This window comes from Massilia sp. LXY-5 (assembly GCF_059801075.1).
In genome coordinates, this window is sequence record NZ_JBNNEH010000003.1 from 451581 (window position 1) to 473472 (window position 21892).

The 21892-nt window shown below is 62.0% G+C and carries 9 protein-coding genes; 4 read left to right on the plus strand and 5 right to left on the minus strand.

Features of this window, described 5'->3' with window-relative positions; genetic code table 11:
• The first annotated feature begins 352 nt into the window (after window positions 1–352).
• Window positions 353–3430 carry a TonB-dependent receptor gene (locus ACI48I_RS11035; protein WP_498574191.1) on the plus strand — a complete coding sequence of 1026 codons (3078 nt, stop codon included), beginning with the start codon at window positions 353–355 and terminating at the stop codon, window positions 3428–3430.
• 891 nt (window positions 3431–4321) lie between these two features.
• Window positions 4322–7306 (plus strand): TonB-dependent receptor, encoded by a 2985-nt coding sequence (locus tag ACI48I_RS11040; protein ID WP_498574192.1) that lies wholly within the window; start codon window positions 4322–4324, stop codon window positions 7304–7306.
• Window positions 7307–7400: 94 nt separating this feature from the next.
• Here ACI48I_RS11040 and ACI48I_RS11045 read toward each other — a convergent pair whose 3' ends face one another.
• Complete coding sequence (locus tag ACI48I_RS11045; RefSeq protein ID WP_193686861.1) at window positions 7401–8126, minus strand: 16S rRNA (uracil(1498)-N(3))-methyltransferase; 726 nt, start codon at window positions 8124–8126, stop codon at window positions 7401–7403.
• Between the two features lie 134 nt (window positions 8127–8260).
• Between ACI48I_RS11045 and tkt the strand changes: the two genes are divergently transcribed.
• Together tkt and gap are read left to right on the plus strand one after the other, a co-directional pair.
• Window positions 8261–10258, plus strand: a complete 1998-nt coding sequence (gene tkt, locus ACI48I_RS11050; RefSeq protein ID WP_498574193.1) for a transketolase — start codon at window positions 8261–8263, stop codon at window positions 10256–10258.
• Window positions 10259–10338: 80 nt separating this feature from the next.
• Complete coding sequence (gap, locus tag ACI48I_RS11055) at window positions 10339–11349, plus strand: type I glyceraldehyde-3-phosphate dehydrogenase (RefSeq protein ID WP_193686859.1); 1011 nt, start codon at window positions 10339–10341, stop codon at window positions 11347–11349.
• 63 nt (window positions 11350–11412) lie between these two features.
• Here the strand turns inward: gap and map are convergent, their stop codons facing one another.
• The 4 genes from map to ACI48I_RS11075 all read right to left on the minus strand — a co-directional run bounded on the left by map (window position 11413) and on the right by ACI48I_RS11075 (window position 21591).
• A complete protein-coding gene (gene map, locus ACI48I_RS11060) occupies window positions 11413–12177 on the minus strand; it encodes a type I methionyl aminopeptidase (RefSeq protein WP_498574194.1) in 765 nt (254 codons plus the stop codon).
• Between the two features lie 152 nt (window positions 12178–12329).
• Window positions 12330–15128: a TonB-dependent receptor domain-containing protein gene (locus ACI48I_RS11065; protein ID WP_498574195.1), complete on the minus strand. Its 2799-nt coding sequence runs from the start codon at window positions 15126–15128 to the stop codon at window positions 12330–12332.
• 343 nt (window positions 15129–15471) lie between these two features.
• The gene (locus ACI48I_RS11070; protein ID WP_193686857.1) at window positions 15472–18381 is read right to left on the minus strand and encodes a TonB-dependent receptor domain-containing protein; all 2910 of its coding nucleotides are present in this window, start codon (window positions 18379–18381) and stop codon (window positions 15472–15474) included.
• 315 nt (window positions 18382–18696) lie between these two features.
• Window positions 18697–21591, minus strand: a complete 2895-nt coding sequence (locus ACI48I_RS11075) for a TonB-dependent receptor domain-containing protein (RefSeq protein ID WP_193686856.1) — start codon at window positions 21589–21591, stop codon at window positions 18697–18699.
• Window positions 21592–21892: the final 301 nt, after the last annotated feature.

A 21892-nucleotide genomic window follows, 5' to 3' on the forward strand; every position in this document is an offset into this window, starting at 1 on the left:
TAAATATAACCGTAGTTAAACGACGCACCCGTCTGGTGCACGGGAGGAATTTTACGGTGCATTTTTCGTTGCACCGCATCAGTTTGAGGAGAACGTGTTGGTAACTTTACTCCAGGGAGAGACGACTGTTGTTTATATGCACGTCACAAATAGTTGTTCGTTGACAGTAGTTCTTTTGCTATGGTTTTATGTTGCGATCAGATAACGTTTGAACGTATCCAATCGAAATTTGAGGCTGATTAATCTATTGGCCAAGTAAAAAGAAGAAGTAGTGAGGTAAGGCAGTTTGTAGGGTTAAAGAACTGTTAAACAAGCCGATCAATAGAGACGCTATCAATTTAGGAAATCACACATGTTGAAGAAAACTGTTTTGGTCCGTGCACTGCAGCTTGCGCTCGGCGCAACCGCAGTATCGATGGCAGTGACCAACCCGGTCATGGCCCAGTCGAATGCCGCAGGTACCATCTTCGGTACCGTCGAGGCAGCATCGGGTTCCACCGTCAACCTGATCAACACTGAAACGGGCGTGCGGCGTTCGGTGACGCCGGATGCAAGTGGCCGCTATACGGCTACGGCAATGCCGCCAGGTCATTACCGTGTTGAACAGGTGCGTAACGGCGCCGTGGTCAACACCACCGAAATCGACGTCATCGTCGGCCAGGGTGTCGATGCTTCGTTCGCGCCTGCGGCTGGTGCTGTGACGGGAGGCGCGCAGACGGTTCGCGTGACGGGTCGCCGCAACCGGATCGACGTTTCGAACACCAACAACGGTGCAGTCTTCACCGCCAAGGAACTGGCCAAGCTGCCGACGACCCAGAACGTCGAAGCGATCATCCAGCTGGCACCGAACACCACCCGCGCCGACTCGCGTTACTCGGCTGGTGCTTCGTTCGGCGGCGGCGGTGCTTCTGAAAACTCCTACTACATCAATGGTTTCCCTGTCACCAACCCGGTGACCCAGCTCGGCGCATCGGAATTGCCATTCGGCGCCATCGCCCAGGCACAGATCCTGACCGGCGGCTTCGGCGCGGAATTCGGCCGTTCCGTCGGCGGTGTGGTCAACATCACCACCAAGAACGGCACCAACACCTGGGAAGCAGGCGTGAGCGCCTCGATTACCCCGAATGGCCTGCGCTCGAAACCGAAGGATATCTACTATCCGAACACCGGCGCGGCAATTAACTCGGCCACCGATGGCACCCTGTACGTCCAGCGTAACAACCTCGAGCGCGACGAAAAGCTGTACGGCGCCTACGTCGGCGGCCCACTGATCAAGGACAAGCTGTTCATGTTCGCTGCCGTCGAGCGCCGCACCGACGACCTGGACCGCGTGATCGGTATCCGCACCTCGAGCGCCCTGGCCTCGACCGGCTTCGAACGCACGCAGGACAAGACCGACCGTTACCTGGTCAAGCTCGACGCGAACATTACCGACGCGCATCGCCTGGAAGCCACTTTCATCGGTGACAAAGGCGAGGAAGACCGCCAGTTGTACGGCTATACCTACCCGACCAGCGGCGTCAAAGGCGGTACGATCGGCGCCCAGACCGCCTCGCAGCACTACAAGAACAGCGAAGACTTCGGCCCTGGTGTCGGCGGCAATATCAAGATCCTGCGCTATACCGGTAACCTGACCGACAACCTGACCGTGACCGCGCTGGTCGGCCAGATGAAGACGCCGGCTTCGGCGAAATACGACCCAGTTGGCAACATTCCTGCCGACATTTTCCAGATCACTGCACCGAGCAATGCCCGTGCTCCCGGCCTGAACTACTTCAGCCCGCAGGTGCTGTCGGGTGCCGTCTCCAGCGGCAGCTCGGAAAGCAAGGTCAAGTCGCGTCGTTTCGACGTCGAATACAAGCTGGGTGACCACTTCCTGCGCGCCGGTGTCGACAGCAACAAGCTCGATTCGGAATCCATCGGCCAGGTGTACGGCGGCGGCGGTATCTGGGTCTATGCAAAAACGGCGAATCCGAACACCCCGCTCGCATTCGGTCCGACCCGCGCCTCGACGGCAAGCGGCGGCGGCCTGGGAACTCAGGGCTACTACGTTTCGCGTCGTATCTTCGATTCGCTGACCAGCGCCGGCTCCGAGCAGGAAGCCCAGTACATCGAAGACAAATGGCAGGTCAACAAGGATCTCCTGGTGACCCTCGGCCTGCGTAACGAGAGCTTCAAGAACATCAACGGCGACGGCGAGACCTTCCTCAAAGCCAAGGACCTGATCTCGCCACGCGTCGCGGCAAGCTGGGACGTCTACGGCGACTCGTCGATGAAGGTCTATGGTTCGGCAGGCCGCTACGCGCTGCAGATCCCGACCCACCTGGCAGTGCGCGGCGCCAGCCGTTCGACCCTGACCCGTCAGGCATTCACCTACACCGGCACCGACCAGTACGGTCAGCCGACCGGCCTGAACCCAATTTCGGGCGTGTACTCGGTCAACAACGAACTGGGCCAGCCAAAAGACGCGAACACCGTCAGTGCTCGCGACATCAAGGCGACCTACCAGGACGAGCTGACCCTGGGTATCGAACGCTCCCTGACGCCGGACCTGAACGTGGGTGCACGCCTGACCCATCGTGTCCTGAAGGCCACGATCGACGACCTGTGCGATCCGCGTCCGTTCGAGGCTTACGCCGAGCGTAACAAGATCAACACCGACAACTGGGGTGGTTTCGGCTGCGCTTCGTTCAATCCGGGCGAAGACTCGACCTTCCTGGTCGACTACGCCGGCACCGGCACCGGCTACACCACGGTCAAGCTGAGCAAGGCCGACCTGGGCTTCGACGAACCGAAGCGTACCTACACCGCCGTCGACCTGTTCGCCGAGCACCCGTACCGCAACGGCTGGTATGGCCGCGTGAACTACACCTGGTCGCGCAGCCGTGGCAATACGGAAGGCCAGACCAAGTCGGACAACGCACAGACCGACGTCGCAGCGACGTCGACCTGGGACAATCCAGAGCTGATGGTCAATGCGTACGGCTTGCTGCCGAACCACCGCGAGCACCAGGTCAAGGCATTCGGCTACTACGACCTGACTCCGGAAATCACCCTGGGCGGTAACTTCCTGGCTGCATCCGGCCGTCCGAAGAACTGCTTCGGCTGGGATCCAAACGTTCCGCCTGAGGCTGACTACGGTTCGGTGTTCTTCTACTGCAACGGCGGTCCTGCACCACGCGGTACCAGCGGCAAGCTCCCATGGGATATCCGCCTGGACCTGAGCGTGGCGTATCGTCCGGCGATGCTGAAAGGCCTGGCTGTGAAACTGGACATGTTCAACGTGGCCAACAAGCAGACCGTGCAGACGATCGACGAGACCTACAATGTCGGCAGCACGGAAGATGTCAGCCCGACCTACGGCCGCGTGATCAGCTACACGGCACCACGTAGTGTCCGACTCGGCGTCGAGTACAACTACCGCTTCTGATGAGGGGAACGGCCGCCGCAAGGCGGCTGGTCTAACGCCAAGAGCAGTGAGCAACCGCAGGCTTCGGCCTGCGGTTTTTTTATGGGCGCGCGCTGCCATCCAGAGGCCGGCTCGCGTGCGGACGTTTCCTGCAACGGAAAATGATCACGCTTGCTTGTCGAATGCCGGTCAACCACGAGGACCGGCTTTTTTTATTGCGCTGTTCGCCGCGCGGAAAACAAGCGCAACCGGCCGCCTGTTACGGTGCATATTCAAATCATCGCTTTGATATCCATAAGTTTTCCCCGAGCAGGATAATGTCTGATTCTCGCCCGCCGAATTGGCTGATTATTATGTCCTGATTGAAGAAATTATTTTCGCGCGTTTTCATCATGGTATTGCAGATTATTGCCGAGTTAATTCTTCGCGATTTGCGGCAAGCTTGCGCATGGTTGAATCTGGTCGAGCGATGGAGCAAGCAAAGAGGAAATTTAACATTTCGGGTCAATTGCTGCGCTGCAGCGAAAAAGAGAAGGCTTCCAACAAGCCGTAAATACGTGTACATACACGCTCTCGATCCTAAAAACGTAGTATGTACATCCTTCAAAAATCTATTTAAGTGAAATTTTTCTGTTGCAAATATGCACAACCGCATCTTGCACTGTTGACACAATCTCAGCCCACATGTTTCTATTTGTAAGCTCAGTAACACTGGTTCTCGCGTGAGTGGAACTTGAGTCTCGCGGCCATCATGGCAGGGAGAGTAGCTGCGCTGCTGCAGAGGCTTCCTTTGCGGAGACATGAACGCCAGTAAATCTAAAAACTAAATAGGAATAGAGCATGTTGAGAAATACAGTCTTGGTTCGCGCCTTACAGGTTGCCTTCGCAGCCAGTGCTATTACCGTAGCCGTAATGCCGACCGCAATGGCGCAATCCAACGCCTCGGGTACGGTTTTTGGCAAGGTCGCCGCCGGTTCCGGCGACACCGTGGTCCTCAAGAACAACGGCACTAACGCGACGCGTTCGGTGGCACTGGATGCGAACGGCAACTTCCGCATCACCAGCCTCCCGATCGGCACCTACAGCGCGACCCTGACCAAGGGCGGCGCCACCGTCGGCACCAGCCAGCTGGAAGTCCTTGCCGGCCAGGGCGTCGAAGCGAGCTTCGAGAGCGCTGCCGCCATCGCCGGCGGCGCGCAAACGGTCCGCGTGAGCGGCCGCCGCAGCCGCATCGACGTGTCGAGCTCGGTCAACGGCGCGACCTTCACCGCGCGCGAACTCGAGAAGCTGCCGATCGGCCGCAACGTCGAATCGATCGTCCAGCTGGCGCCGAACACCACCCGTGGCGACCCGACCTATGCAGCAGGCGCGAGCTTCGCCGGCGGCGGCGCATCGGAGAACGCGTACAACATCAACGGTTTCCCTGTCACCAATCCGCTGACCCAGCTGGGCGCGATGGAACTGCCGTTCGGCGCAATCGCCCAGGCGCAGATCCTGACCGGCGGCTACGGCGTCGAATTCGGCCGCTCGACCGGCGGCGTGGTGAACATCACCACCAAATCCGGCACCAACACCTGGGAAGCAGGTGCCCTGGTCTCGATCACCCCATCGTCGACCCGCGCCAGCTACCGCGACTATTACTACCCGAACATCGGCACCTTCCCGGCAACGGACAACACGCTGCGCCTGCGCCGCGAAGACAACAAGGTCGACCAGAAGCAGTACTCGGTGTATGCCGGCGGCCCGCTGATCCCCGACACCCTGTTCGGCTTCTTCGCCCTGGAGCAGACCCAGCTGGAAAGCAATGGCGTCTACCAGTCGCGTACCTCGACCACGCTGGCAAGCAACGGCTGGCGCGACTACGAGACCAAGACCAAGCGCTATTACGGCAAGGTCGACTGGAACATCAACGACGACCACCGCCTGGAGCTGACGCTGATCGGCGACCTGCCGAAGACCGAGACCCAGTACCGCTCGTACAACTACGCGACCCGTGCCGTCGGCGCGACCGTCAATACCTCGACCCGTGAGGAATTCGGTCCGTTCAACGCGAATGGCGGCGAACTGCAGAGCCTGCGTTACGTCGGCAACATCACCGACAACCTGACCGTCAACGCGCTGTACGGCAAGATGCAGGCACGCCACTTCTACACGCCTGCTGGCTACAACCCGGCCTTGCCGCAAGTAACCGCAGCGCCGGAAAACCAGTACCCTGGCCTGGCCTATACGAGCGGCCAGTCGATCACCGGCACGCTGCCGAAGAACGGCTCGTCGGACGACGTGACCTCGAAGCGCCTGGACCTCGAGTACAAGCTGGGCAACCATACCCTGCGCGCTGGTCTGGACAACAACAAGATGGCATCGCTGGGCGCCGGCGAGGCCTATGCGGGCGGTGCGTTGCTGACCTACCTCCATACCGATCCGACCAAGCCGGCCGACGACGTCGGTATCCTGCTGGGCAAGCCAGGCCTGGCGAACCAGGGTTACTACGTCCAGAAGACGATCTACTCGACCGTGTCGAACGCCTTTGCAGGCCAGGACGCGCAGTACATCGAAGACCGCTGGCAGGCAACCAAGGACGTGCTGGTGACCGTCGGCGTGCGTCGCGAAGGTTTCTACAACGCGAACCAGGATGGCACCAAGTACATCGAGATGAAGAACCAGTACGCACCACGCGCGAACGTGTCGTGGGACGTGAACGGTGACGCATCGTTCAAGGTGTTCGGTAGCATCGGCCGCTACACCATCCAGATCCCGACCGTGGTTGCCCTGCGCGGCGCGAACGGCTCGCTGTATACCACCCAGAACTTCTCGTACACGGGTGTGGATGCAAACGGCCAGCCGACCGGTACGACCGAGCTGACCGGCGTGCTGTCGTCGAACAACGAATTCGGCCAGGCCAAGGATCCAAAGACGGTCGCGGCCCAGAACATGAAGCCGGCCTACCAGGACGAAATCACCCTGGGCCTGGAACGTTCGTTCAACCCGAGCCTGAACTTCGGCGCCAAGGTTACCTACCGCAAGCTGCGTTCGACCATCGACGACCTGTGCGATCCACGTCCGTTCGATGCCTACGCCGCGCGTAACGGCATCGACGCCACCAACTACGCGGGCTTCGGTTGCGCCACGTTCAACCCGGGCGAAGACAACGACTTCCTGGTCGACTACGCAGGCAACGGCACCTACACCAAGGTCCACCTGACCAAGGAAGAGCTGGGCTTCGACAAGGCAACGCGTACCTACGCAGCGCTGGATCTGTTCGCCGAGCACCCATACCGCAACGGCTGGTACGCCAAGGTGAACTACACCCTGTCGCGCAACAAGGGCAACACCGAGGGCCAGACGCTGTCGGATACGAGTTCGGCGCAGGGCGACGTGGCAGCTACCCAGACCTGGGACTACCGTGAGCTGATGTCTTACGCCGACGGCCTGCTGCCGAACGATCGCAAGCACCAGATCAAGGCTTTCGGTTTCTACGACATCACGCCTGAATGGGTGATCGGTGGCGCCGCTACCCTGGCATCGGGCCGTCCACGTTCGTGCGTGGGTACCAACCCGAACACGGTTGGCTTCCCTCCTGGCCTGAACTACCAGTCGGCATCGCACTACTGCTTCGGCGCGACCGGTTCGACCAACACGCCGTCGCCGCGCGGCAGCGTTGGCCGTCTGCCTTGGGAAAAGACCTTCGACATGAACGTGGTGTACCGTCCGGCAGCCGTCGCCGGCCTGTCGCTGAAGGTGGACGTGTTCAACGTCTTCAACAGCCAGACCGCACAGAAGGTGTACGAGCGCTACAACACCAACCAGTCGCGCTACAACCTGTACGAAGGCCTGATCAGCGCAACCGCGCCACGTTCGGCCAAGTTCACCGCCGAGTACAACTACAAGTTCAAGTAATCGAACCGTGTAGGGCTTGCGGCCTTCGCGGCCGCAACAAAAAACCGCAGCCTCGGCTGCGGTTTTTTTTATGGGCGGCGCCGGCCGGGCAGGCTCAGAACTGGCCCCACAGCGCGTTCAGGGCGGCGACCGCCGCCAGTCCCGCCGTCTCGGTGCGCAGCACGCGCGGTCCGAGCGAGAGGGCGAGGGCGCCGGCGCCGATCGCCGCCTGTTCTTCTTCATCGCTGAAACCGCCTTCCGGCCCGACCAGCAGCGTCACCGCCTGCGGCCCGGCGGCGCGCGCCCATCCGGCGAGCGACTGTGTGGCGCGTGGCGAGAACAGGATGCGCGGTTGGGCCTCCGGCTGGCCGATGAAACGCTCGAAATCCGCCAGCGGCGCCAGCTGCGCCAGCCGGTTGCGCCCGCACTGCTCGGAAGCCGCCACGATCACGCCCTGCCAGTGCGCCTGGCGCTTGTCGAGCCGCTCGCCCGACAGGCGCACCACGCTGCGCTGGGCCGCCAGCGGCTGGATCGCCGCGATGCCGAGTTCGACCGCCTTTTCGATGATCCAGTCCATCTTCGACCCTTCCGGCAAGCCTTGCGCCAGCGTCAGGGCGTACGGGAGTTCGGCCTCCAGCGCCTGATGTTCCTCGACCAGGGCGCTTGCGCGTTTCTTGCCGATCTCGGCAAGGCTGGCCCGGTACTGGCCGCCGCGGCCGTCGAACAGCGTCAGCGCATCGCCCGGCTGCATCCGCACCACGTGCAAGTGATGGGCGACCGCTTCCGGCAGGTCGACGACGGCGCCCGTGGCGAGCGGCTGGGGACAGTAGAAACGGGGCATGGAGATCCTGCGAAAGTCAAGGGAAGGGCGCATTGTAAATGAACGCCTTTTAGTTAGGCAGCGGCAGCTCTGGTAGAATATCGGGTTACGGCCTTTTCAAGGTCTGCCGCCTCCCATTCCCAGACTTACCGATCATGACATCTATGCAAACCACCTCCCTGATGGCCAACGCAATCCGCGCGCTGGCAATGGACGCTGTCCAGAAAGCCAACTCCGGCCACCCGGGCATGCCGATGGGCATGGCAGAAATCGCCGTCGCCCTGTGGGACAAGCATTACCGCCACAACCCGGCCAATCCGCACTGGAGCAACCGCGACCGCTTCCTGCTGTCGAACGGCCACGGCTCGATGCTGCATTACGCGCTGCTGCACCTGGCCGGCTACGACGTGTCGATGGACGACATCCGCGACTTCCGCCAGCTGCACTCGAAGACCCCGGGCCATCCGGAAGTGGGCATCACCCCGGGCGTGGAAACGACCACCGGTCCGCTGGGCCAGGGTATCGCCAACGCCGTCGGCATGGCGCTGGCCGAGTGGCTGCTGTCGTACGAATTCAACCGTCCGGGCTTCGATGTCGTCGATCACTACACCTATGCCTTCCTGGGCGACGGCTGCCTGATGGAAGGCATTTCGCATGAAGTCGCCTCGCTGGCCGGCACCCTGCGCCTGAACAAGCTGATCTGGCTGTACGACGACAACGGCATCTCGATCGACGGCCGCGTCGAAGGCTGGTTCACGGACGACACCCAGAAGCGTTTTGAAGCCTACGGCTGGAACGTGATCCCGAAGGTCGACGGCCACAACGTGGAAGCCGTCAGCGCCGCCATCGCGGCAGCCAAGACCTCGGACCGTCCGACCCTGATCTGCTGCAAGACCATCATCGGCAAGGGCGCCCCGAACCTGGAAGGCGGCGATAAAGTCCACGGCGCCCCGCTGGGCGACAAGGAAATCGCGGCCGTGCGCCAGCACCTCGTCTGGGACCCGGTCCCGTTCGACATTCCTGGCGAAATCTACCAGGCCTGGGACGCCAAGGCACGCGGCGCCGAGCTGGAAAACGGCTGGAACACGATGTTCGCGGAATACCGCGCCCAGCACCCTGAGCTGGCCGCCGAATACGAGCGCCGCATGAAAGGCGAGCTGCCGGGTAACTTCAACGAAGTCCTGGAAGCGGCCATCGCCACCTGCATCGACAAGAAGGAAACCATCGCCACCCGCAAGGCTTCGCAGAACGCGATCCAGGCGCTGGCCCCGATCCTGCCTGAATTCCTGGGCGGCTCGGCTGACCTGACGGGCTCGAACCTGACGAACTGGAAAGAGATCGTTGCCGTGCGTTCGGGCATCCCGGGCAACCACATCAACTACGGCGTGCGCGAATTCGGCATGGCCGCGATCCAGAACGGCGTCGCCCTGCACGGCGGCTTCATCCCGTTCGGCGCGACTTTCCTGACCTTCTCCGACTACAGCCGCAATGCCCTGCGCATGGCGTCCTTGATGAAGATCCGCTCGCTGTTCGTGTTCACCCACGACTCGATCGGCCTGGGCGAAGACGGCCCGACCCACCAGTCGGTCGAGCACGTCTCGTCGCTGCGCCTGATCCCGGGCCTGGACAACTGGCGTCCGTGCGACACGGTCGAATCGCAAGTGGCCTGGGGCGCGGCAGTCCAGCGCCGCGACGGCCCATCGACCCTGATCTTCTCGCGCCAGAACCTGCCGTTCATGGAGCGCGACAGCGCCCAGGTCGCCAACGTCGCCAAGGGCGGCTATGTGCTGCGCGACGCGGCGGACGCCAAAGTCATCCTGATCGCCACCGGTTCGGAAGTCGAGCTGGCCGTGAAGGCGGCCGAAGCGCTGGCGGGTGAGGGCATTGCCGCACGCGTGGTCTCGATGCCGTCGACCGACGTGTTCGACCGCCAGGACGCAAGCTATAAAGCAAGTGTCTTGACGCGCGGCGTACCGCGTGTCGCCATCGAAGCCGGCGTGACCGATTTCTGGTACAAGTATGTGGGCCTGGAAGGCGCGGTCGTCGGTATCGACACCTTCGGCGAGTCGGCTCCGGCGCCGGTGCTGTTCAAGCACTTCGGCTTCACGGTCGAGAACGTCGTGGCCAAGGCGAAAGCGGTCATCGCTGCCTAATGTTTTTCACGGGCTGCCTGCGGGTGGCCCGTTTCGTATTCGAGGTCGAAAAAAGTTTTTTTCTAATCAGGAGCTAAGCAATGACGATCAAAGTTGCAATCAACGGCTACGGCCGCATCGGCCGCAACATCCTGCGCGCTTTCTACGAAGGCGGCAAAAAGCAAGACATCCAGATCGTGGCGATCAACGACCTCGGCAATGCCGAGTCGAACGCCCACCTGACCCGCTATGACACCGCGCACGGCAAGTTCCCGGGCACCGTCACGGTCGAAGGCGACAACATGATCGTCAACGGCGATCCGATCCGCGTGTTCGCGCAGCGTAACCCGGCCGAAATCCCATGGGGCGAGCTGGGCGTGGACGTGGTGCTGGAATGCACGGGCTTCTTCACCACCAAGGAAAAGGCATCGGCCCACCTGAAGGGCGGCGCCAAGAAGGTCATCATCTCGGCACCGGGCGGCAAGGATGTGGACGCCACCATCGTCTTCGGCGTCAACCAGGACGTGCTGAAGTCGACCGACACCGTCATTTCGAACGCTTCCTGCACCACCAACTGCCTGGCCCCGCTGGTCAAGCCGCTGAACGACGCCATCGGCCTGGAAACCGGCCTGATGACCACCGTGCACGCCTACACCAACGACCAGGTGCTGTCGGACGTGATGCACGAAGACCTGCGCCGCGCCCGTTCGGCCACCATGAGCATGATCCCGACCAAGACCGGCGCCGCCGCCGCGGTCGGCCTGGTGCTGCCTGAACTGAACGGCAAGCTGGACGGCTTCGCGATCCGCGTGCCGACCATCAACGTCTCGCTGGTCGACCTGTCCTTCATCGCCAAGCGCGACACCACGGTGGACGAGGTCAATTCGATCCTGAAGAGCGCCTCGGAAGGCGCCCTGAAAGGCATCCTGACCTACCAGACCGAGCCGCTGGTCTCGATCGACTTCAACCACAACCCGGCCTCGTCGAACTTCGATTCGACCCTGACCAAGGTCTCGGGCCGCCTGGTGAAAGTCTCGTCGTGGTACGACAACGAGTGGGGCTTCTCGAACCGCATGCTCGACACCACCGTCGCGCTGATGAACGCCAAATAATTCTCGCAAGCAGCAATGAAAAACCCGCCGACCGGCGGGTTTTTTTTCGTCCATCGCCTGCGCTCAGGCCTTCGGCCAGGGCGTCAGGATCTCGAAGCCGTTCGCGGTGACCGCGATCATGTGTTCCCACTGGGCCGAGAGCGAGCCGTCGCGCGTCACCACGGTCCAGCCGTCGTCGAGCTGGGCCACTTCGTCGTCGCCGGCATTGATCATCGGCTCGACCGTAAACGTCATGCCTTCCTTCAGCAGCAGGCCCGTGTTCGGGCGGCCATAGTGCAGCACCTGCGGGTCTTCGTGGTAGACGCGGCCGATGCCGTGGCCGCAGTAGTCGCGCACCACCGAATAACCGGCGGCCTCGGCGATTTTCTGGATCGCGTGGCCGACGTCGCCCAGGCGCGAACCGGGACGCACCGTGCGGATGCCCGCCATCATGCATTCATAGGTGGTGTCGACCAGGCGCTTCGCCTCGAGGCTGGGCGTGCCGGCGTAGTACATGCGGCTGGTGTCGCCGTGCCAGCCGTCCTTGATCACGGTGACGTCGATGTTGACGATGTCGCCGTCCTTCAAAATTTCCTTTTCGCTCGGGATGCCGTGGCAGACCACGCCATTCACCGAGGTGCACAGGGTCTTCGGGAAGCCGTGGTAGCCGACGTTGGCGGGCGTTGCCTTCTGTACCTTGCGGATGTACTCGTTGCAGCGGCGGTCGAGTTCTTCGGTGGAGACGCCGGGAACGACGTATTCTTTGATCATTTCCAGGACTTCGGCGGCCATGCGGCCGGCGACGCGCATCTTCGCGATGTCCTTGTCGTTCTTGAGTTTGATTGCCATGTTTGCCTTGAAAGCCAGGTGTGCCGGCCCTGCGGGCGCGGTGCGGTCAATCCGCTATGATACCTCAGGGTGTTGCAGGGCTGCACCGGGCGTGCGCGGACAAAAAAAATCCGCCGGGCAGGCCGGCGGATGTGGGTGCGACGGGTGAGGCGTCAGAACCGGTAGGACGCGTTGATGTACGCGGTACGGCCGCGTGCATCGTAGTAGCGGTCGTCGTAGCCGAACTGCTGGCCGCGGTTCGCGCCCGAGGTCGAGGGAACGAAAGGCGGTTCCTTGTCGGCCAGGTTCAGGACGCCGGCGGTGACCGACCAGGTCGCGTTCGGGGTCCAGACGGTCTGCAGGTCGAAGGTGGCGAAGGACTTGACCTTGTAGCGCACTTCTTCCTGGCCGGTGACGTTGCCGCCGGCGTCAAGTACATCGACCAGGGTTTCCTGGTCGCGGTAGCCCGACTTGAAGTTCGCGCTCAGGGTGGTCGAGAAGTTGCCGGTTTTCAGGGTATTGCGCCAGGTGCCGCGGTTGCGGAAGGTCACGTTGCCCAACTCGGCGAAGTTGGCGATCGCCGAGAAGTACTCTCCGTTTTGTTCCAGCTGGCTCTTCTCGCGCAGCATCTGCGAGATGTTCAGCTGCGAGGTCAGCGCGCCCCAAGGGGTACGGTAGCGGCCGGTGATGTCCCAGTCGATACCCGTGGCGTAGTACTTGCCCAGGTTCTGGTTATCCGCCTTGAAGGCCAGGTAGTTGCGGCCGGTGGCGATGTCCACCTGCGAGCCCCACGAGTTCGGGAACTGCAGCGGGTTCGCAAAGACCACCTGCTCGCTCAGCTGGCCGAAGGTATCACGGATCGCAACCGTCCAGATGTCGGCGCCGAGGCTGAGCGCGCGGAACGGCTCGTAGCGGAAGCCCAGGGTGGCCTGGCGCGATTTTTCAGGCTTCAGGGTCTGGTTGCCGCCGGCCAGCTGGTCGTACTGGGCGCTGCCTGGACGGCAGAGCGCGCCGTTAGCCGCTGCCACCTGCTGCAGTTCCGGCGAGCAGGTGTAGTTCTCGCTGGTCACGCCAAAGCTCTGGAGCGCGGCATTGACCTGCGGGACCGTCGGTGCGTGGAAGCCGTTGCCGACCGAACCGCGCACCAGGAAGTTCGTCGTTGGCGACCACTTGAAGCTGGCCTTGCCGGTGAGGGCGCTGCCGAAGTCCGAGTAGTGGTCGTAGCGTGCCGCGGCACCCAGTTCCAGGTTCTTGATGACAGGCATCACCAATTCGGCGAACACGCCTTTCGAATTGCGCTTCGCGGTGTACGGCAGGGAGCTGGCGGCATCGCCGAAACGCTGGTCGCACTCGAGGCCTGCGGCGCCGCCGCACAGGGTGCCGGCCACCGGATCGGCCAGTGCGCCCTGGGCGAACAGGCTCGGCTTCGAGGAGAACTCCTCGCGGTTGAAGTTGACGCCGACGCCCAGCATCATGGCGCCGCCCGCCAGTTGCATCAGCGAGCGCGAGCCGGTCAGCGCGACCGAATTCAGCTCGGACACACCGCCATCCCAATAGCCGTTATAGGCAGTCGCGCTGATCGCCTGTTGCGCGGCGGCGCTTTGCTGGCCCGGTCCGACGAAGGGATCGAGCAGGCCGCTGCTGGTCAGGTTGCTGACGGCAAGGGCGCCCGGATAACCGGAGATGTCGCCGCGCACCTTGCTCTTGGAGAAGTTGTACGACGCATCGTAATCCCAGCCGGCGAAGCTGCCGCGCGAGCCGAACACGGCGCTGGCGAACTGGGCGATGTCGTTCGATGTACGCTGGCCCAGGTCGAACAGGCGGTAGAAGGCGACGGTGTCGCCGGTGATGCCGAGCGGCACCAGGTACTGGTTGTGCAGGGCCGTACCGGCATCGATCGAGACCTGCCCCGGCACCGGCGCGATGCGCGAGCTTTGTTTGGTTTGCGAGAGCAGCACGTCGGCATACAGTTCCTGGCCGAAGGCCTTGGTCGTTCCCGACAGCATCAGGCTGTCGCGCTTGCGTTCCGGGAAGATCTCCAGATCCTTGACGAAGTCGTAGCCGCAGTAGTCGTCGACGAAGTTCTCGCCGTCGATGGTGTAGGGCTGGGTAACGCGGAAGGTCTTGGTCGGGCAGCTGCCGCTGGTGCGCAGTGCCGGGCTGATCAGCTCGCCGCGGTCGTTCAGGACGTTGGCCGGGATCGGGCTGGCCGAGAATTGCTGGATGCGATACTGCTTGCCGTTGGCCGAGAAGGTACGCTCGCCGGTGTTGGCGAACGAACGGCTGCCCGAAGTGAGCTTGGTGCGCTCGTCGTGGCCGAAGGTCAGCATCACGTTCCAGCCGTCCTCGTCGAGCGAACCGAAGCCCTTGGTCAGACTGAAGCGGCGTTCACGGGCGCCGTCCTTGGGATGCGAGTAGCCGACCGTGATGTCGGCATCGGTACGGTCGCGCTTGGTGATGAAGTTGACGACGCCGGCGATGGCGTCGGCGCCGTACAGCGCGGAAGCGCCGTCGGTCAGCAGTTCGACACGGTCGATGGCCGACAGCGGGATCGAGTTCAGGTCGAAGCCGGCGGCGAAGCCGGTGAGGGTCTGGCCGCCGAACTGCGCGAGGCGTTTGCCGTTGAGCAGGACGAGGGTACGGGTTTCACCGACATTGTGGATCGAGATGCCCGAGAAGCCGAAGGTCTGGCCGCCGACCGAAGCCGATTCGCCGGTCGAGCCCTGCACCGTCGACATGCGCTGCACCAGGTCGGCCATCGAGGTAACGCCAGATGCGCGGATGGCTTCGGCGGTGACGGTCGTGACCGGCAACGCTCCTTCGGCGGCGATGCGCTTGATCGAGGAACCCGTCACCTCGACGCGCTGCATGGCTGGTTGTTCCGGTTGCTCTTGCGCCATTGCCGGCAGGGCGGCGACGCCCAGGCCGAGCGCGACACCGCTGGAAAACATCAGGCGCAGCGATTGCGCCATAACTTTTTCTTTAAACATGATGTCCTATTTGATAGATTGGGCCCCGGAAATCCGAGCGGAAGTCCGGTACATCCTGATGGGTTCTCTGTGAAAAGAAGTTCCTTCTTTCCACCTTTGCCATAACATCATTTGGCAACTTCGGTGTCAACGAGCGCGCGTTATAAGAAAACAACTATTGTGAATATGTGTCGTTACGGAGTCACAATGTTGTAAGGAAACACATTGGCTTGGAGGGCCGCGGCAGGCGGCGCGGGGACGCGGGAAAAGCGGAAATACAATAAAAAATGCCCGCCGAAGCGGGCACCGTATGCCGGCATGGCCGGCATCTGCGATCAGGCGTGCATCAGAACGACTGGTTGTAACGGACGTAGAAGAAGCGGTCGATTGGCTGGTCCGCATCCACCGAGGCAGCCGAGGCCTGGGTGTTGTACGTGATGCGCGGCTCTTTGCCGAAGACGTTGTTCACGCCCACCAGAATGCGGCCGTTCCACGAGGTCTTGTAGCCGACGCTCAGGTCGTGGTACACCAGCGAACCGAGCTTGTTGGCACCGGTACCCCAGGTGGTTTGGGCGTTCGGCAGGTTGCACTCGACGTCCACGTCCCAGCACTGGTCCTTGACCGGGCTGTAGTAACGCATGCCCCAGGTCGCGCTCCAGTTGCCCAGGTTCCAGTCCAGGGTGGTGTTCGACTTCACGCGGTTGTACAGGTACTCGCCGGCGTAGTTGTTCCACTGGCTGTCGGCACCGGTACGGGTACGGAAGGTGTCGACGTACGAGGTCTCGTTACGGACCGAGAACTGGCCGTACTGGGTACGCGGCAGGCGGTACGACAGGGCGATGTCGAAGCCTTCGGTTTCCATTTCGCCCAGGTTGGCGTTGCCGTGCGACAGGGCATTGACCTGGCCGGTGGCCGGGTCACGCTTGATCACGCTGCAGAAGTCAGCCGAACCGTTGATATAGCACTCGTTGGCCACGTATTCGGCGGAAATGCCGGTGATACGGTTCTTGACCTTGATGTTGTACCAGTCGAGCGAGCCGGAGAAACCTGGCAGGAACGACGGGCTGTAGACGAAGCCAAGGGTCTTGGTAACCGCGGTTTCAGGCTGCAGGAAAGTGTTGCCTGCGCCCGAGTTGAAGGCGGTCAGGCCTTGGGTGCCACCGGTGCTGCTGATCGGGGTACCCGACTGGTCGAGCTGGCGATAGGTCGCGTTGGTGCCCATGGCAACGCAGCGCGCCTGGACGGCCGGATCGCGCGCGGCTTCGCCGAAGCGGGTGTCGCACGGATCGAGGAAGGTGTCGAACGACTGCTGGCCGCCACCGAAGGTGTCGCCCAGGGCAGGTGCACGGAAGCCTTCAGCCCAGGTACCACGGGTCAGCAGGTCCTTGACCGGCTTGTACATGAAGCTGATCTTGCTGTTGGTGGTGTTGCCGAAGTTGCTGTAGTCCGAGTAGCGCGACGCCAGGTTGAAGCTCAGCAGTTCTGCGAACGGCTGGCCCTTCAGGACCGGCACGTTCAGTTCGGCGTAGGCTTCCTTGACGGTGTAGCGGCCGACGGTCGGGTTGCCCGCCAGGTCGGTCGAGTAGCCCGATTGCTCGAACTGGCCCGGACGGTCGTAGCCCTTCACTTCACGGCGCTCGACGCCGGCCGCGAAGCCGATTGCGCCGGCCGGCAGCTTGAAGACTTCGCCGCCGATGTCGGCGGTGAAGCTGGTGACCGAGCTGCCATAGGTCGCCTGGCCGGTCGACATGACGTAGGCCAGCGCTTCCGGGGTCGAGGCCGATGGGCCGCCCAGGATGTCGAACGGGGTGCACTCGGTCAGGCCGATCGGCGCGCCCGGGGTGCCGCACTGGACGACGCCGGAGGCATTCAAGAACGATGGGCCGAGGGCGCGCTTCAGGTTCGGCAGGTTCAGGTTGCCGGTGCCCAGGGTCGAACCGGTGACCTTGCTGTGGTTCCAGCCGGCGCTCCAGTTCCATGCCATGTCGCGCACGTTGAAGTTGCCTTCGAGGGTGCCGTCGACGTGCAGGGTGCGGTTTTCGTTTTCGGTCACGCGTGGCACTTCGATCGTGCGGCGGGCGAAGAACAGGTCCTGGCCATTACCGGCGCCGGCCACCTGGTTGCCGTACGGGTTGAAGTAGCTGTCCTGGTCGATGTAGACCGGGAAGGTCGACTGGGTGGTCGACTGCAGCGGGTAACCGGCAATCTGCGCGGTCGATTTGCGCTGCGAGTACATCGCGGTGCTGCTGAACTTCATGTCCAGCGGCAGGTTGACTTCGCCCTTGACGAACAGCGTATCGAGCTTGTTCGGCATGACGAACATCATGTCTTGCGTCGAATTGTACTTGTCCGCGCTGGCGCCCACGTAGTTGTGGTAGCTGTTCGGGTCGCGCGAATTGGCGCCGGTGCCCACGCCGTCGTAGGTGCCGGTGTGGTTCAGGGTCTTGTTGAAGCCGCCCTTGGCCGGATCGGTGAGGGAGCCGCCGAACGCGTCGACGGCGGTGATACGGCCCCATGGGCCGCCACCCAGGCCTGCGGTCGGGTGTGCCGGACCGTAGGAGGTGGAGGTGATTTCACGCGACGATGGCCAGACCACGCCCTGCTCGGTGTGCGACAGGCCGAACATGAGCGAGGCTTTGTCGTTGCCGGCGCCGTAAGAGAGCGAGAAGTCCTTGTTCTTGCCGTCGCCATGATGCTGGTTGGCGCCGGTGTACAGGCTCAGCTGGCCGCCTTCCATCGACTTCTTCAGGATGATGTTGACCACGCCGGCGATCGCGTCCGAGCCGTAGATCGACGAGGCGCCGTCCTTCAGCACTTCGATGCGTTCGATCATCGAGGCAGGAACGGTCGACATGTCGGTGAAGCCGTCGACGGTCTGGGTCCAGCGCTTGCCGTTGACCAGCACCAGCAGGCGGTTCGAGCCCAGGTTGCGCAGGTTGATGTACTGGCCGCCGTTTTCACGGTTCGAGGTCAGCGAGCCGCCCTTGCTGAAGTCCGGCGAGCCGGCCGACGACAGGTTGTTCAGGATGTCGCCGACGGTGACCAGGCCGGTTGCCTGGATCTGCTGCTGGGTCATCACCTGGACCGGCTGGGCCGTTTCCAGGTCGACCTGGCGAATACGCGAACCGGTGACTTCGACGCGTTGCATCGATGCCGACGCCGGCGCTGCGTCCTGGGCAAACGCGGACTGCATGCCAACGGCCAGGCCGCTCAGGCAGATCACGCGGATCGACCGGGACAAGATTGTTTCGATCATGAAACGACACTCCTCAGTAAAAAATCACTCACTCTGATCCAGATTTAGTATTTTTTTATGTAAATACGTCATTCAGGCGTTCAGGCATTCTTCGACGCAACTGGAGTTGCATCAAGCGGGCATCATGGAACCATCTCACGCATGAGCTTGTCAATGGAGTGAACTTTTTACTTTTGAAATGTTGCAAAATTGTGTAAATACGTGAGAATTTCTTTTGTGCACCCTTGACGCCGCGTAGGCAAAGCGTTAACGAAAAATGCCCGCCGAAGCGGGCATTCGATGACAGCCCGCCGGAGCGGGCCGTTCAGGCGTGGCTTAGAACGACTGGTTGTAACGGACCCAGAAGAAGCGGTCCAGCGGGACGTCCGCGTCGACTTTCGCTGCCGACGAGCCGGCATCGTAGTTCGAACGTGGCTTGCGGCCCAGGATGTTGTTGATACCAACCATGATCTTGCCGTTCCATGCGGTCTTGTAACCGACGCTCAGGTCGGTATAGACCTGCGAACCGAGCTTGTTGTAGCCGTCGAAGCCAGCGGACTGGCCAGTCGGGTTGTTGCACTCGATCGGCGCGGCAGGATCGCAATCCCAGCCGGTGGTCTTGACCGGGCTGAAGTAACGGGCGCCCAGGGTGGCCGACCAGTTGCCCAGCGACCAGTCCAGGTTGACGTTCGACTTCACGCGGTAGTACGGGTACTCGCCGGCGTAGTTCAGCACTTCCGACTCGTTCGTGCTCTGCAGGTTGAACTCGTCCACATAGGTGGTCTGGCTGCGGATCGCGAACTGGCCGTACGCATTGCGCGCCAGGCGGTAGTTCAGCTCCAGGTCGATACCCTTGGTCGACATCGAACCCATGTTCTTGTTGCCACGGTTCAGCTGGGTGATCTGGCCGGTTGCGTCACGCGAGAAGTTGTTGCAGAACTCTTGCACACCGCTCACGTAGCACTGGTTCAGGGTGTAAGCGACGCCGATGGCCGACACACGGTTCTTGACTTCGATGTCGAAGTAGTCCACAGCGATCGACAGGCCGTTCACGTACGATGGGTTGTACACGAAGCCTGCGGTCTTGGTGGTTGCCGTTTCCGGGGTCAGGCTGTTGTTGCCGACGCCGGTGTTGAACGCCACCGGGGTCTGTGCACCAGCTGCACCGACGTTGCCGCCAGCCTGGTTCTTCTGGCGGAAGTTGGCTGGGGCGCCGCTGGCGATGCAGCGTGCTGCGACGGCTGCGTCGCGCGAGGCACGGCCGAAGGCGGTATCGCAGATGTCCAGGTAGGTGTCGAACGACTGCGAGCCGCCGCCGAAGGTATCGCCCAGTGCCGGAGCACGGAAGCCTTCAGCCCAGGTGCCGCGGACCAGCAGGTCGTTGATTGGCTTCCAGGTCAGGCTGACCTTGCTGTTGGTGGTGTCGCCGAAGTTGCTGTAGTCCGAATAGCGGGTTGCCAGGTTCAGGCCCAGGCTCTGTGCCAGGAAGACATTCTTCAGGATAGGAACGTTCAATTCGGCATACGCTTCCTTGACCGTGTACTTGCCGACCGTGCTGAAACCAGCCAGGTTGGTCGTCAGTGCCAGCTGCTCGAGCGAGTCAGGATTGTCCGAACCGCGTACTTCGCGGCGTTCGATACCGGCTGCGAAGCCCAGGCCGCCTGCTGGCAGCTTGAAGATTTCGCCGCTGATGTCGGCCGTTGCGCTGTTGACGGTGCTGTTGTAGGTACCGCCGCCTTTGTGGTTGATGTAAGCCAGCGCTTCCGGGGTCGACGCCGATGGGCCGCCCAGGACGTTGAACGGTACGCAACCGGTGACGATGTTGGTCATGCTGGTGCCGCAGTGCACGACACCGTCGGTACCCAGGAAGGATGGGCCGACGGCCTTCTTCAGGTTGACCAGGTCGATGTTGCCGCTGCTGGTGGTGTTGCCGCTGACCGCGCTGTGGTTGTAACCCAGGCTCCAGTCCCAGGTGCTTGGACCCAGGTTCAGGTTGCCTTGCAGGGCTGCGTCGACGTGCAGGGTGCGGTTCTTGTTCTGGGTGATGCGCGGCAGTTCGATGACGCGGCGGGCAAAGAACACGTCCTGGCCGAGGCCGGCACCGGCTACCTGGTTGCCGTACGGATTGTAGTAGCTGTCCTTGTCCAGGAAGACCTTGTTCGCGACCTGGGAGGTGCTGGTCAGCGGGTAGCCGGCGACCTGGGTCGTCGAGCCGCGCTCGGCGTACATGGCGGTAGTGGTGAAGCGCATGTCCATCGGCAGGTTCAGCGTGCCTTTGGTGAAGATCGAGGTCAGGCGGCTCGGCGCCTGGAACATCATGTCCTGGGTCGAGTTGTACAGGTCCGCTTCCTTGGCGCTGGAGAAAGCGTGGTAGTTGGCCGGATTGCGCGAATCCGAGCTGGTGCCCACGCCGTCGTAGGTGCCGGTGTGGTTGATCATGCGGTTGAAACCGCCGGCTGCGGCCGAGGTGTTCGAGGTGCCGGCTGCCGTGATCGGGGTAACGCGGCCCCATGGGCTGGTGCCCAGGCCGTCGAAGTAGTGGTTCGGGCCGTAGGTGAAGCTGGTCAGCGCGCGGTCGCGTGCCCACACAACGCCTTGCTCCGCGTGCGACAGGCCGAACATCAACGAACCCTTGTCGCCGGCGACGCCGTACGACAGGCTCCAGTCCTTGGTCTTGCCGTCGCCTTCCTTGTTCTGGCCCATGTAGCCGCTGAACTGGCCACCTTCCATGTTTTTCTTCAGGATGATGTTGACCACGCCGGCGATCGCGTCCGAGCCGTAAATGGCCGAGGCGCCGTCCTTCAGGATTTCCATGCGGTCGATCATCGACGACGGGATGGTCGACATGTCGGTGAAGCCGTCAACCGACTGGCTCCAGCGTTTGCCGTCCACCAGCACCAGCAGACGCTCGGAACCCAGGTTACGCATGTTCAGGAACTGGCCGCCCATTTCGCGGTTGGAGGTCAGCACCGCGCCGCGCGAGAAGTCCGGGCTACCCGACGAGGACAGGGTGTTCAGGATGTCGCCGACGGTGACGAGGCCGCTCTTCTGGATCTGCTCCTGGCTCATGACCTGGATTGGTTGTGCCGTCGCCAGGTCAACAGCGCGAATACGGGAACCGGTCACTTCGACGCGCTGCAGTGAGGTTTCGGTAGTCGCCGTTTGGGCAAAGGCGGACATCGCGCTTACAGCCAGGGTAACGGCCACCGCGATTTTTGTACGTTGATGCATGGACACTCCAAGAAAATGGGTTTTCAGTTATTTCGTCTGCTCTGTTCGAGACTGCAATTTCAACAATCCGGCCCGCCACGTCACGGATGACGTGCCGTGCGCAGGCTGTATGTATTGTCTGCAAGACTTGTATATAGGACACTTTCCTTTGATCAATGTCAATACTCTGAAGAGCCGATTAGTCTTAAACGCAACACAACAGTTGCTCCTGAAAACTTTGTTTTCTTTTATAAGAAAATGTGCATAAATACGGCCGCCCACGGCGCAGCTCGCGCCCTGCATCGAAGCAGGTCGCGAGCGC

Excerpts from the sequence above, each read along its gene's own strand:
- ACI48I_RS11040 (WP_498574192.1), top strand. The coding sequence starts at position 4,322 with ATGCCGACCGCAATGGCGCAATCCAACGCCTCGGGTACGGTTTTTGGC.
- ACI48I_RS11035 (WP_498574191.1), top strand. The coding sequence starts at position 353 with ATGTTGAAGAAAACTGTTTTGGTCCGTGCACTGCAGCTTGCGCTCGGC.
- ACI48I_RS11065 (WP_498574195.1), bottom strand. The coding sequence starts at position 15,128 with ATGGCGCAATCGCTGCGCCTGATGTTTTCCAGCGGTGTCGCGCTCGGC.
- ACI48I_RS11075 (WP_193686856.1), bottom strand. The coding sequence starts at position 21,591 with ATGCATCAACGTACAAAAATCGCGGTGGCCGTTACCCTGGCTGTAAGC.
- gap (WP_193686859.1), top strand. The coding sequence starts at position 10,339 with ATGACGATCAAAGTTGCAATCAACGGCTACGGCCGCATCGGCCGCAAC.
- tkt (WP_498574193.1), top strand. The coding sequence starts at position 8,261 with ATGACATCTATGCAAACCACCTCCCTGATGGCCAACGCAATCCGCGCG.
- map (WP_498574194.1), bottom strand. The coding sequence starts at position 12,177 with ATGGCAATCAAACTCAAGAACGACAAGGACATCGCGAAGATGCGCGTC.
- ACI48I_RS11070 (WP_193686857.1), bottom strand. The coding sequence starts at position 18,381 with ATGATCGAAACAATCTTGTCCCGGTCGATCCGCGTGATCTGCCTGAGC.
- ACI48I_RS11045 (WP_193686861.1), bottom strand. The coding sequence starts at position 8,126 with ATGCCCCGTTTCTACTGTCCCCAGCCGCTCGCCACGGGCGCCGTCGTC.